We start from the raw sequence: 12,688 nt of genomic DNA, 5'->3' as shown, positions 1-12,688 counted from the left end.
AGCTGACCCACCGTAATCGGGGGCAAGCCCCCTCCCACATTTTGAACTACGTCCTACGCTCGAAAATCGCCCCCTCGATGCCCAGCACCTCGCAGGTATCGGCATAGATCCCCACGCCCTTCTCCCACACATGCTTGATCGACTGGTCGGCGCAGCGGATCTGGTAATTGAGCTCGAACGGTTCATGGCGTGACAACGCATATTGCACCTCGCGCCATACGTAGTCGGCGTCCTGGGCCAGAATCAGGCTGTTGTAGGTGAACTCATGGTTGTCCACCAGCCGCTCGGCGGGGTAGCCGGTCAATTGCAGGCAGCCGGCACTGACGAACTCCATGGTCCAATCGCGGTTGTTACGGCCGCGATAGATCAGCCCAGGCATGCTATCGAGCAAGCTCATGCTGCTGCGCTGGCTGGCCAGCAAGGCGATTTCGCGGCGCTTGTGCGCAGTGACATCCCCGGCCACCAGGTAGAAACCCTGCGGGCCGCGCTTGAGGCTGATCTCGAACCAGCGCAGCTCGCCGCACGGATGCACGAAGCGCAGGCGTTGGTTGAACGAGGTCTCGGGACGTCGACGCAGCTCATGCAAAGCCTGGCGCCACAGCGGGCGGTCTTCCTGGTGCACGTAGTCGACCAGGTTGCGCTCCGCGCCCGGCGCGCCCATCAACTCGGCCCAGGCCAGGTTGAAGTGGGCGATCTGGCCGTTGTCGCGCAGGTGCAGCAAGGCGGCGGGAAAACAATCCATCAGGTGCGCGGGCGGTGTCTGCACCCAAGCGTCAGGGCTTTCCCTCATCTAATGACGCTCCTCGTGTTTGAGCAACGCGCCGCTGTGCACCCGGGCGGCCAGCTCCAGGCGCGAATGCAGGTTGAGTTTCTGCAACAGGCTGCGCACATAGATTTTCACCGTGCCGTCGCTGATCCCCAGCTCCCTGCCGATCTGTTTGTTGCTCATGCCGGCGGCGATCAGCGCCAGGGTCTGGCCTTCGCGTTCGGTGAGGTGCTCACCGCCCGGCGTCTCGCCGTGTGGCCTGGGCTCGGCCGGGTCGGCGAGCAAGGCGATCAGGGTTGAGTCGAGCATGATCGCGCCCTTGTGACAGTTGCGCATATACGCCAGCAATGCCTCGGGCTCGGTTTCCTTGAGCACGTAACCGCTGGCGCCCAGGCGCAAGGCGCTGAGCAATTCGGCGCGGTCCATCGACGCCGTGAGCACCACCACCTGGCAGTCCAGGCGCAATTGGCGCAGTTCGTCCAGCACCTGCAGGCCGCTCAGGCCAGGCATGTGCAGATCCAGCAAGACCTGCTGCGGCGTCAGGCTCACGGCCAGGTTGATGCCTTCTCGGCCACTGGCCGCCTGCCCCACCACTTCGAAGTCGTCGCTGGCATCGAACAGTTGCGCCAGGCCTTTGCGAAACAGCGGGTGATCATCGATCAGTAATAAGGTCGTGCAGTCCATCGAGACTCCCTTGTGGCAGGTCGTGGTGGCGGCGCAGGCCAAGGTGCACGCGCACGCCGTGCGGGCGGATCGCTTCAATGCTCAGCCGCGCGCCGATGCTGGCGGCGCGCTCGCGGATAATTGCCAGGCCGAAATGGTTGTGCTCATCGCACGCCGGGCTCAAGCCGATGCCATCGTCCTCCACCGACACCGAGGCATCGCCGTCCTGGGTCTGGCGCAGTTCAATACGCACATGCCGCGCGTGGGAATGGCGCACCGCATTGGCCAGGGCCTCGCGCACGATCTGCAGGATCTGCAACTCGGTTTCCGGACTCAGGGCATCGTCGGCCAGGCGGTTGTCCAACTCGAACACGATGATGCAGCGCCGCGAAAACTCCGCGACCGAGTCGGCCAGGGCCTGGCGCAGCGAGCGTCCGTCCATGGTCAGGCGCGCGCTGGTGATCAGCTCGCGCACCTGGCGCTGCAACTGGCTCAGGCCGGCGCACAGGTCCTGCAGGGCAGGCGCGCCCAGCTGTGACTGCAAGCCGTGGGCCTGGAATGCCAGGTAACCCAACTGCTGCGCCACCGAATCGTGCAACTCACGGGCCAGCGCGCCGTGGCGCGACGTCGCTTGTCTGCGCTGCTGCTCACGGTTGTCGCTGCGCAGACGCACGGTGACCGCCACGGCGTGCGCCGCTTCCTCCAGCAACTGACGCCAACTGGCACCGGCCCGTCTGGGGGTATCGAGCAGTAATGCGCCCTTTTCACCCTCGGGCAAGGCGCACACCAATCGGTGCACACCCCGTTGCCGGCAAGGACCGCACGCCTGGGGCGTGTCCATCGCACTCGCGTCGCGCCAGGGGCAGTGCGCCACGCCCTGGCAGCCCTCGATCAAGCCACGCCGCGTCGGGCTGAGGTCTTCGCCGCCGAGGATCAAATTGAGCCTGGCGGCGGGCAGCAGTGCGTCGAAACGGTCCAGAAAACCCGACAAGGCACCGTCCGCGTGCAGGGGCAACCCGGCCAACAGCCTGCGCACGCTACGCGCCTGTTCGGGGCGCACAGGCCCCAACCAGAGCGGCCAGCCCTTCGGTCGTGTTCGCACTCTTCGATAACTCCCCGTCCGGTTGCTGAGCGTTAATGCAAGACCAGCAACTTCCATGCCCCGAACGGTGGTGCGGCAAGGCTTATCTCCAAAGGCATAGCCCTTTTTCCAGATTGAGAAGATTTTCCTCATAGGAAAGTATCTCTCCCAACAGGAAACAAAACGCACCTTGGAGAGCCCGCATGACGCACACCCACAACCGCACCATCGTGGTGATGCAATCGGCAACCGCCTTCACGCAGGGGGTCACCGAACTGGACAACCCGTTGCTGCTGAGCGGCGAACAACCCGACTTTGCCCGGCGCTTGCAACAGGCATTGGCCAGCGCCACCGTGGGCTGTCGACTCCACCTGCTAGGCGATGAAGCCTTTGTCTGGCGCATTCACGCTGAGGCCCGCGCCGCTGGCCTGGAAGACGCCGAGATCGGCATGACCTGCACGACGCCGGGCCTGCGCCAGGTGTATTGCGCCCATTGCGGGCTGACCCAGAGCGCAGGCCCAGCGCCGGTGTTGAACTGCATCGGCTGCAACGTCGGGCTGGAAGTGCGCACACATTTTTCCCGGCGCCTGGGGGCTTACCTCGGCGTATGCAGCAACCCCGACCAGCCCTATGCGGGGTTCCAGCCGTGAGCGCCGCCCTCAAGGTCCAGGTCAGCGCGGCCAGAATGCTCACGCCCGTGGTGCGCGAGCTCACCCTGACCGCCTGCGACGGCGCCCTGCCCGCTTTCTCGCCCGGCAGCCACGTACAGGTGCATCTGCCGCTGGCCGAGGGCACCGTGCGCAACGCCTACTCGCTGACCAGCGACCCGGCGCACACCCGGCACTACCGCATCGCCGTGCGCCTGCAGGACGCTTCTCGCGGCGGTTCGCAGTACTTGCATCGCCAGGTGCAAGTCGGCGACACCCTGCAAATTTCTCCGCCAGCCAATCTGTTCGCGCCCCATGGCACCGCACGCCTGCACATCCTGATCGCCGCCGGCATAGGCATCACGCCGTTCATGGCCTATATCGCCGCGATGGAACAGCAGCAGGCCGATTTCGAACTGCACTACCTGTTCCGGCCAGGCTTGAGCGATGCCTACCTTGAGGAGTTGCAACAGCGCCTCGGCCCGCGCCTGCACGCCTACGACCGCCGCCCGGACCTGAGCCGCATCCTCGCCAACCGGGCGCTGGGCAGCCACGTCTACACCTGTGGCCCGCAATCCTTGATCGAGGCGGTCGAGCAACACGCCGATCGCCTCGGTTGGCCGCGCAATCGGCTGCACGCCGAGGCATTCAAAGGCGCGCAACCGGGCCAGCCGTTCGACCTGCAACTGCTGCGCAGTGGCCGCACCCTGCGCGTGGAGGCCGAGCAGAGCCTGCTCGAAGCCTTGGAACACGCGGGGTTGCAGGTGCCCAACCTGTGCCGTGGCGGGGTCTGCGGCCAATGCATCACGCGCCATCAAGGCGGCGCCATCGAACACCGCGACAGTTTCCTCAGCCCGGCCGAGCAGGCCGAATTTCTGATGCCCTGCGTCTCACGCGGCAGCGGCCCCTGCGTTTCGCTGGACCTATAGGAGTGAGTGCCATGCCCCTGCAATCGAGCCCTGTGCTGAGCTATCGCGACGATTTCAGCTTTCGCAACAGCCCGGCGGCGATCCGTCGCTTCCCCTTCCCGTTTATCGAGGACAGCTACCGGTACTCGGTGAACATCGAACCGGCCACCTCCCGCGACCCGGGTTCCGTCTACGAGCACGCCTTCGACATCGACGAGCACTACCGCTCGGAAATGGCCGAACGCGCCCTGATCCTGGACAACGACCCACGCCGCTACCTGGTGATGCCGCACATGCAAGCGGCGGCCTGGGATGCGCTGCACATGCTCATGGAAAACCTCGCCGTCGACTACCCGCAGTGGTTCAGCCTGGTGCGTGACGGCGACCGCTGGCACTGGCGCAACCACCTGCTGCAGATCGATCAGCGCTTCATCTTCGGCGATGCCGCCAGCCTGCCCTGCGCACCGCTGGAATACATCGGCCGCCAGGTGCAAGGGGATTTCGCCCTGCTCGACCAGCGCGACGGCGACCTGTACATGGACGCCGGCCTGGTCACCAGCCCGGCCGACTGGTCGCTGGCGTTCGATGCCGGCATGAGCTTCAAGCAGTGGCATGCACCGGTGCCCATGGCCAACCAGATGGGCGTGTTCGACCGTGCGCTGAAGTACCTGCTCAACCTGCAGGCCGGCCAGCCGGTCCGGCGCCTGAACTGGACCCTGACCATCAACCCGCGCCTGGATTCATCCCCGGAAACCTTCCATCAATGGGGCGCCGACCGCGGCCGGATCACCGCGCAGAACGTCGGGCAACAGGTACACCTGCGGGTCGAACTGCAAGTGATGGCGCGCCTGCCGCGCAGCAACGCGGTGATGTTCAGCATTCGTACCTACCTGATCAGCCTGGACGAACTGGCCACCCAACCCGGCTGGGGCTGCCGCCTGCACCGCGTGCTGCGCGACCTGCCCGATGCCATCGCCGACTACAAGGGCATGACCCGCTATCGACAGCCACTGGTCGAGTGGCTGAGCCAGTTCGATCCACTCGCCTGACCTTCTTTTCCCGACGAGGAACATCACATGACCCACTCCTGGCGTATTTCTGCATTGGCCGAGCGGCACCGCGCCCTCGGCTCGAACCTCGAAGACTGGAACGGCATGGGCACTGCCTGGACCTACAACAGCGCGCTGGCCGACCACCACGAAGCGATCCGCACCCGCGCCGGCCTGATGGACGTATCGGGCCTGAAAAAAGTCCACTACGTAGGCCCGCACGCCGAAAGCCTGTTGCAGTGGGCCACCACCCGCGACATCGCCAAGCTCTATCCCGGCAAATCGGTGTATGCATCGATGCTCGACGAGGACGGCAAATTCGTCGATGACTGCATTGTCTATCGCACCGGGCCCAATGCGTTCATGGTCGTGCATGGCGCCGGCACCGGGCATGAAATGCTCGTGCGCTCGGCCCAGGGCCGGCAAGTGGCGGTGCTGTTCGACGACGACCTGCACGACCTGTCGCTGCAAGGCCCGCTGGCGGTGGATTTTCTCGCCGAGCACGTGCCTGGCATCCGCCAGTTGCCGTACTTCCATCACCTGCAAACGCGCCTGTTCGAGCGCCCGGTGATGATCTCCCGCACCGGCTACACCGGCGAGCGCGGCTACGAGATTTTCTGCAAGGCCGCTGACGCCCCGTTTCTGTGGGACAGCATCCTCGAACAGGGCGCGAGCCTGGGAATCATTCCCTGCGCCTTCACCGCCCTGGACTGGCTGCGGGTGGAAAGCTCGCTGATGTTTTTCCCCTACGACAACTCGCAGATGTACCCCTTCGCCGACCAGAAGGCCGGCGACACCCTGTGGGAAATGGGCCTGGACTTCACGGTTTCGCCCGGCAAACAAGCGTTCCGTGGCGCCGAGGAACACCTGCGCCTGCGCGGCCAGGAGCGCTTCAGGATCACCGGCGTGCTGCTCGACGGCGTGCGCCCGGCCGAGGCTGGCGACACCTTGTGGCAAGGCAACCAGCAAGTCGGCGTGATCACCTGCGGCATGTATTCGCGCCTGAGCAAACGCTCGATGGCCCTCGCGCGCATGAGCGTCGCCTGCTCCACACCCGGCATCGCATTGCAGGTGCGCGGCAGCCTCGAAGGCGCCGCCACCACTCACGCCTTGCCTTTCGACGACCCGGAAAAAACCAAGCGCACGGCCAAGGGCTGAGTCTTCCTTCATCTTATTCAGGAGCCTTCGATGGACGCCTCAAGCGAACATTACATTCTCAAGATCACCTGCCCGGCAGCGTCCGGGATCGTCGCCGCGATCAGCGCCTGCCTGGCCCGGCAGCAGTGCTACATCAGCGAGTTGGCGCAATTCGATGACGAGTTCACCGGGCAGTTTTTCATGCGCGCGGTGTTCCGCTTCAACAAGGGCGTCAGCGGTGATGTCGGCGCCCTGCGCGAAGACCTGGGCGGACTCGCCGGCGGCTTCGACATGCAGTGGCAGTTGTTCAGCTCACGCCAGCCGACCCGCGTGCTGCTGATGGTCAGCAAGTTCGACCATTGCCTCACCGACCTGCTCTACCGTCACCGCAAAGGCGAAATGGACATGACCATCACCGCCGTGGTCTCCAACCACCTGGACCTGCGGGCAATGGCCGAGCGTGAAGGCATCCGCTTCATCTACCTGCCCATCACCAAGGACACCAAGGCCAGCCAGGAAGCCGAACTGATGCGCATCGTCGAAGACACCCAGACCGACCTGGTGGTGCTCGCGCGCTACATGCAGATCCTGTCCGACGGCCTGTGCCAGCAACTCTCGGGGCGCGCGATCAACATTCACCACTCGTTCCTGCCCGGTTTCAAGGGTGCCAAGCCGTATCACCAGGCCTATGACCGGGGGGTGAAGCTGATCGGCGCCACCGCCCACTACGTCACCAGCGACCTCGACGAGGGGCCGATCATCGAGCAGGAAATCCAGCGCGTCGACCATACCCACTTGCCCGATTCCCTGGTCGCCATCGGCCGCGACACCGAAACCGTCGCCCTTTCCAAAGCCCTGAAATACCACCTGGAACACCGGGTGTTCATCAACCACGACAAGACAGTGATCTTTCGCTGAAACCCTTCAGGAGACACGTTCATGACGCTACGTGTAGCAATCATCGGCGCCGGCCCATGCGGCCTGGCACAACTTCGCGCCTTCCAGTCGGCCCGCGACAAAGGCGCCGCTATTCCCGAACTGGTGTGCTTCGAGAAGCAGCAGGACTGGGGCGGCATGTGGAACTACACCTGGCGCACCGGCCTGGACGAAAACGGCGAGCCGGTACACGGCAGCATGTACCGCTACCTGTGGTCCAACGGCCCCAAGGAATGCCTGGAGTTCGCCGACTACACCTTTGAAGAACATTTCGGCCGGCCCATCGCCTCCTATCCGCCCCGCGAGGTGCTGTGGGACTACATCAAGGGCCGGGTGGAAAAGGCCGGCGTGCGCGACTACATCCGCTTCAACAATGTGGTGCGCCAGGTCACCTTCGACGAACAGACCCAGCGCTTCACCCTGTACGCCCACGACTACACCCACGACACCTTGACCTGTGAAGAATTCGACTACGTGATCAACGCCTGCGGCCACTTCTCCACGCCCAAGGTGCCGTACTTCGAAGGCTTCGAGCAGTTCGCCGGGCGCATCCTGCATGCCCATGACTTTCGCGAGGCGCTGGAATTCAAGGACAAGGACCTGCTGATCGTCGGCAGCAGCTATTCGGCCGAGGACATCGGCTCGCAATGCTACAAATACGGTGCGCGCAGCATCACCAGTTGCTACCGCACCACGCCCATGGGCTATGCCTGGCCGGACAACTGGGAGGAAAAACCGCTGCTGCAGCGCCTGGAAAACAACCGCGCATTCTTTGCCGATGGCAGCAGCAAACACGTCGACGCGGTGATCCTGTGCACCGGCTACAAGCACCACTTCCCGTTCCTGCCGGATGAGCTGAGCCTCAGGACCGACAACCGCCTGTGGCCGATGAACCTCTACAAAGGCGTGTTCTGGGAACCCAACCCGCGGCTGATCTACCTCGGCATGCAAGACCAGTGGTACTCGTTCAACATGTTCGACGCCCAGGCCTGGTATGCCCGCGATGTGATCCTGGGGCGTATCCCATTGCCCAGCCAGGCCGCGATGATCGCCGACAGCCAGCAATGGCAGGCACGGGAATTGACCCTGGAAACCAACCAGCAGATGTTCGAGTTCCAGGGCGCCTACATCCAGCACCTGGTGGACGCCACCGACTACCCGAATTTCGACATTGCCGCCGTCAACGAGACCTTCCTGCACTGGAAGCACGACAAGGCCGAAAACATCATGGGTTATCGCGACAAGTCCTACCGCTCGCTGATGACCGGCACCCAGTCGCCGCCGCACCACACCCCGTGGCTGCAGGCCCTGGACGACTCGATGGCGGCGTACCTGGGCGAGCCCGCAACGCCCATCAAGTCAGTCGGCTGAGCGGGTGCCCATGATGAATGCTCCGCGTGTTTCCCACCCGCGAGAACCCGGGCTGTTTGCCCGGGCGCCGAACCTGGAACGCTACCGCGTGGCCGCAGGCGGTGTGACCCTGGTCGACCTGCAGCCCGGCGACGGCCTGCAGGTGATCGACGTCGAAGGCCGGCAAACCTGCGCACTGCTGGCCCTCGACGCCAGCGGTCGCAGTGCCCTGGCGAGCTGGGGGCTGAGCGGCTCAAGCGCCTGCCACGTGCCCCTGCGTGTCGGCCAGGCGCTCAAGCGGCGCGGCATCGACGCGCAGGCATTGCCCCTGGCCGCCGCGCTGTGGGACGACGACAGCCCGCCCGGCCACGCCCGGCAGTTCGTCGCCGATGATCGCCTGCTGGTGATCGTCGCCGCCCCTGCCGGGCCCACCGCCGTCGACCGGCAATACCGGCCCAGCGAACTGCGCCTGCAGGTGACACGGGCCAACCCGTCGCCCCTGCTGATGCCCGCCCTGCCCGAGCCATTGGGCGAGGTGCTGGACGAGTTCACCCTGCACGCGGGCACGGCCCGCAGCTACACCGTCGCCAAGGGCCAGTACGTGCAGGTGCTGGACGTCGCCGGCCGCCAGTGTTCGGACTTCGTCGCCCTCGACCGCCGCGCCCTGGATCGCGGCGTGGAGCTGGACCTGGACCAGACCGTGACGCGCACGCTGAACGGCAGCGCCTACCCGGCACCGGGGCTGTTCTCGAAGTTTTTCGACCGCCGGATGCAGCCGATGCTGGAGGTGGTGCAGGACACCGTCGGGCGCCACGACGCCTTCGCCCTGGCCTGCGCGGCGCGCTACTACGAATCCCATGGCTATTTCGGGCACGACAACTGCAGCGACAACCTCAGCCACGTACTCGCGCCCTACGGGGTGCAGGCGCGCAACGGCTGGCCGGCGATCAATTTCTTCTTCAACACCGGCATTGATGCACACCAACAGATGACCCTGGATGAGCCGTGGTCGCGGCCCGGTGACTACGTGCTGCTGCGGGCCATGACCGAACTGGTGTGCGGCAGTACCTCGTGCCCGGATGACATCGACCCGGCCAATGGCTGGAACCCGACCGATATCCATGTCCGTATCTATAGCGAGAAGGAGCGTTTTTCCATCGCCATGAGCACTCGAACCACGGCCGATGCCGACCCGATACTGACCCGTGAGACCGCGTTCCACTCACGCACCAGCGCCCTCACCGGCAGCTTCACCGACTACCGCAACTGGTGGCTGCCGCTGCGCTACGACGGCTACGGCGCCACCGAGGAATACCTCGGCTGCCGCGAACGCGTGGCCGTGATGGACCTGACCGCCCTACGCAAGTTCGAGATCATCGGCCCCGACGCCGAAGCCCTGTTGCAATACTGCCTGACCCGCGACGTGCGGCGCCTGGCGGTGGGCCAAGTGGTCTATTCGGCGATGTGCCACGCGCACGGCGGCATGCTCGACGACGGCACCCTGCTGCGCCTCGGCCCGGACAACTTCCGCTGGATCTGCGGCGAAGACTACGCCGGTGTGTGGCTGCGCGAGCAGGCCGAAAAACTGGGTATGAAGGTGTGGGTCAAGTCCGCCAGCGAGCAGATTCACAACCTGGCGGTGCAAGGGCCGCTCAGCCGCGAGCTGCTCAAGCAGATGGTCTGGACGCCGCCCACCCAACCGAGCGTCGACAGCCTCGGCTGGTTCCGCTTCCTGGTCGGCCGGCTGGACGGTTTCGAGGGCTGCCCGTTGATGATTTCGCGCACCGGCTACACCGGCGAACTGGGCTTTGAAGTGTGGTGCCAGCCCGAAGACGCCGAACGGGTGTGGGACCGCATCTGGCAACTCGGCCAACCCTTGGGCCTGGTGCCCCTCGGCCTGGAAGCGCTGGACCTGTTGCGCATCGAAGCCGGGCTGATTTTTGCCGGCTACGAGTTCAGCGACCAGACCGACCCGTTCGAGGCCGGCATCGGCTTCAGCGTGCCACTCAAGAGCAAGACCGATGACTTTATCGGCCGCGACGCCCTGTTGCGGCGCAGCGCCCATCCCAGCCACAAACTGGTCGGCCTGCACCTGCGCGGCAACGAGGCCGCCCATCACGGCGACCCGGTGTACCACGGCCGCGCCCAGGTCGGGGTCATCACCAGTGCCTGCCGCTCACCGTTGCTGGCCAGCAATATCGCGCTGTGCCGGGTCGACGTGAGCTGCGCCGAGCCCGGCACCCAGCTTGAGATCGGCAAAGTCGATGGCCTACAGAAGCGCATCAGCGCCACGGTCAGCGCAGCGATTTTCTATGACCCGGACAAGAGCCGCGTGCGTAGCTGATCGTCCCAATAGCGATGTGTGCCACCCCACTTTGACTGCCCACTTTGATTGCCCTTCTTAACCGCTACTCAGACATGGGAATACGAAGATGGAAGCGACGACGTTCGAGGCTGTACCGCAGGCTGCCAGCTCAGTGGGCAGCCTGCACCGCAAGATCGATTGGCGCGGTGCATTCTGGGTCGCCAGTGGCGTCCCCGCGCTGGTGCTGTTCTCCATCGGCGCGATTGCCGCCACGGTGGGCAAACCGGCCTGGATCGTGTGGATCGTGTCGATCCTGTTCGGGTTTATCCAGGCCTTCACCTATGCCGAGATCGCCGGGCTGTTCCCGCACAAGTCCGGCGGCGCGTCGGTGTACGGCGCGGTGGCCTGGGTGCGCTACAGCAAGTTGATCGCGCCGGTGTCGGTGTGGTGCAACTGGCTGGCCTGGTCGCCGGTGCTGTCCATCGGCTCGGGGCTGGCGGCGGGGTATATCCTCACCGCGCTGTTTCCCGCCGACGCGCTGATCAACACCTGGCAACTGACCCTGCTCGACCTGGGTTGGGTCAAGAGCGGCCTGTCGTTGCGCATCAACGCGACATTCGCCATTGGCTTGTTGATCCTGCTTACGGTGTTTGCCGTGCAGCATGGCGGCATCCTGCGCTCGGCGCGCCTGACGCTGGTGCTCGGGGTCACCTCGCTGATCCCGCTGTTGCTGGTGGGCGTGGTGCCGTTGTTCACCGGGGACGCGACCCAAGCCAACTTCCTGCCGCTGTACCCGCTGGCCCATGACGCAGCCGGGCAAGTCATCGACGGCCCGTGGGATATGTCCGGCTGGTCGCTGATGGCCGGCGGGCTGTTCATGGCCGCGTGGTCCACCTACGGGTTCGAAACGGCGGTGTGCTACACCCGCGAGTTCAAGGACCCCAAGCGTGACACCTTCAAGGCGATCTTCTACGCCGGCCTGCTGTGCATCCTGGTGTTCACCCTGGTGCCGCTGGCGTTTCAAGGCAGCCTGGGGCTCGGCCAACTGGTGACCCCGGCGGTGCTCGACGCCAGCGGCGCGGTGGTGACACCGGCGGTGTACAGCGGCCTGCTGTCGCCAGCGATCTACAGCGGCATGGGCGTTGGTCAGGTGATGGCCGACAGCATCGGCGGCGGCAAGGTGGTCGCCAATATCGTACTGATCATGCTGGTATTGGCCACGTTGCTGGCGATCATGACCTCGATGTCGGGTTCGTCGCGCACCCTGTATCAGGCATCGGTGGATGGCTGGCTGCCCAAGTACCTGGGCCGCACCAACGAACACGGCGCGCCCACGGCGGCGATGTGGACCGACCTGTCGTTCAACCTGCTGTTGTTGCTGATGTCGGACTATGTGTTCGTGCTGGCGGCGTCCAACGTCAGCTACATCATTTTCAACTTCCTCAACCTCAACGCCGGCTGGATCCACCGCCTCGACCGCCCCGACTGGGTGCGCCCGTACAAAGCCCCCACCGTGCTGCTGGCGGCCGGCGGCGTGCTGAGCTTCGTCAACCTGGCGTGCATGGGCCTGGGCGCGGATATCTGGGGCGCGGGCACGCTGGTCACCGGCTTGCTGCTGGCGCTGCTGATCCTGCCGGTGTTCTGCTACCGCCACTATGTGCAGGACAAAGGCCGCTTCCCCGCGGCGATGCTCAGCGACCTGTATCTCCAGGCCGATGACGGCCAACGCCGCGCCGGCTGGCTGCCCTATGCCACGCTGATCGCCGGTGTGCTGGTGGTGTATGCCTGCCATCAACTGGTAGCCTGAATGCCCTGGGCGGCTTATCGCTGAGGGATTTATCCCTCA

The 12,688-nt window shown here is 65.0% G+C and carries 11 protein-coding genes; 8 read left to right on the top strand and 3 right to left on the bottom strand.

The window, feature by feature from the left end; translation table 11 throughout:
• Positions 1–46 precede the first annotated feature (46 nt).
• Genes J2Y83_RS10175 through J2Y83_RS10165 form a run of 3 tightly spaced genes read right to left on the bottom strand, consistent with a single transcriptional unit; the run spans position 47 to position 2,465 of the window.
• Entirely contained in the window at positions 47–790 is a 744-nt protein-coding gene (locus tag J2Y83_RS10175) for a PAS domain-containing protein (protein WP_253394911.1), read from the bottom strand.
• Positions 791–1,450 (bottom strand): response regulator, encoded by a 660-nt coding sequence (locus tag J2Y83_RS10170; protein ID WP_253394909.1) that lies wholly within the window; start codon positions 1,448–1,450, stop codon positions 791–793.
• Entirely contained in the window at positions 1,419–2,465 is a 1,047-nt protein-coding gene (locus tag J2Y83_RS10165; RefSeq protein WP_253394907.1) for a sensor histidine kinase, read from the bottom strand. The genes J2Y83_RS10170 and J2Y83_RS10165 overlap by 32 nt, the downstream gene beginning before the upstream one ends.
• Before the next feature lie 248 nt (positions 2,466–2,713).
• Between J2Y83_RS10165 and J2Y83_RS10160 the strand changes: the two genes are divergently transcribed.
• From J2Y83_RS10160 to J2Y83_RS10125, 8 genes are all read left to right on the top strand, one after another.
• A complete protein-coding gene (locus J2Y83_RS10160) occupies positions 2,714–3,160 on the top strand; it encodes a dimethylamine monooxygenase subunit DmmA family protein (RefSeq protein WP_253394905.1) in 447 nt (148 codons plus the stop codon).
• Positions 3,157–4,086 carry a PDR/VanB family oxidoreductase gene (locus J2Y83_RS10155; RefSeq protein ID WP_253394903.1) on the top strand — a complete coding sequence of 310 codons (930 nt, stop codon included), beginning with the start codon at positions 3,157–3,159 and terminating at the stop codon, positions 4,084–4,086. The genes J2Y83_RS10160 and J2Y83_RS10155 overlap by 4 nt, the downstream gene beginning before the upstream one ends.
• An 11-nt stretch (positions 4,087–4,097) precedes the next feature.
• Positions 4,098–5,114, top strand: a complete 1,017-nt coding sequence (locus J2Y83_RS10150; RefSeq protein ID WP_253394901.1) for a heme-dependent oxidative N-demethylase family protein — start codon at positions 4,098–4,100, stop codon at positions 5,112–5,114.
• Positions 5,115–5,141: 27 nt separating this feature from the next.
• A complete protein-coding gene (locus J2Y83_RS10145) occupies positions 5,142–6,272 on the top strand; it encodes an aminomethyltransferase family protein (protein WP_253394899.1) in 1,131 nt (376 codons plus the stop codon).
• Between the two features lie 30 nt (positions 6,273–6,302).
• Positions 6,303–7,169 carry a formyltetrahydrofolate deformylase gene (gene purU / locus J2Y83_RS10140; RefSeq protein WP_253394897.1) on the top strand — a complete coding sequence of 289 codons (867 nt, stop codon included), beginning with the start codon at positions 6,303–6,305 and terminating at the stop codon, positions 7,167–7,169.
• A 21-nt stretch (positions 7,170–7,190) separates the two neighbouring features.
• Positions 7,191–8,558 (top strand): NAD(P)-binding domain-containing protein, encoded by a 1,368-nt coding sequence (locus J2Y83_RS10135; protein ID WP_253394895.1) that lies wholly within the window; start codon positions 7,191–7,193, stop codon positions 8,556–8,558.
• Between the two features lie 13 nt (positions 8,559–8,571).
• Positions 8,572–10,881: a DUF1989 domain-containing protein gene (locus J2Y83_RS10130; RefSeq protein WP_253394893.1), complete on the top strand. Its 2,310-nt coding sequence runs from the start codon at positions 8,572–8,574 to the stop codon at positions 10,879–10,881.
• A gap of 88 nt (positions 10,882–10,969) precedes the next feature.
• The gene (locus J2Y83_RS10125; protein ID WP_253394891.1) at positions 10,970–12,649 is read left to right on the top strand and encodes an APC family permease; all 1,680 of its coding nucleotides are present in this window, start codon (positions 10,970–10,972) and stop codon (positions 12,647–12,649) included.
• The last annotated feature ends 39 nt before the right edge of the window (positions 12,650–12,688 follow it).

This window comes from Pseudomonas marginalis (assembly GCF_024169655.1).
In the GTDB taxonomy this organism is placed as follows: Bacteria; Pseudomonadota; Gammaproteobacteria; order Pseudomonadales; family Pseudomonadaceae; genus Aquipseudomonas; species Aquipseudomonas paraveronii.
The sequence above is the reverse complement of the archived record's forward strand: the minus strand, read 5'-3'. Positions and strand labels throughout refer to the sequence as shown.

Bases quoted from the DNA above. Each gene is read 5' to 3' on its own strand.
- J2Y83_RS10175 (WP_253394911.1), bottom strand. From the start codon at position 790: ATGAGGGAAAGCCCTGACGCTTGGGTGCAGACACCGCCCGCGCACCTG.
- J2Y83_RS10170 (WP_253394909.1), bottom strand. From the start codon at position 1,450: ATGGACTGCACGACCTTATTACTGATCGATGATCACCCGCTGTTTCGC.
- J2Y83_RS10160 (WP_253394905.1), top strand. From the start codon at position 2,714: ATGACGCACACCCACAACCGCACCATCGTGGTGATGCAATCGGCAACC.
- J2Y83_RS10150 (WP_253394901.1), top strand. From the start codon at position 4,098: ATGCCCCTGCAATCGAGCCCTGTGCTGAGCTATCGCGACGATTTCAGC.
- J2Y83_RS10145 (WP_253394899.1), top strand. From the start codon at position 5,142: ATGACCCACTCCTGGCGTATTTCTGCATTGGCCGAGCGGCACCGCGCC.
- purU (WP_253394897.1), top strand. From the start codon at position 6,303: ATGGACGCCTCAAGCGAACATTACATTCTCAAGATCACCTGCCCGGCA.
- J2Y83_RS10135 (WP_253394895.1), top strand. From the start codon at position 7,191: ATGACGCTACGTGTAGCAATCATCGGCGCCGGCCCATGCGGCCTGGCA.
- J2Y83_RS10130 (WP_253394893.1), top strand. From the start codon at position 8,572: ATGAATGCTCCGCGTGTTTCCCACCCGCGAGAACCCGGGCTGTTTGCC.
- J2Y83_RS10125 (WP_253394891.1), top strand. From the start codon at position 10,970: ATGGAAGCGACGACGTTCGAGGCTGTACCGCAGGCTGCCAGCTCAGTG.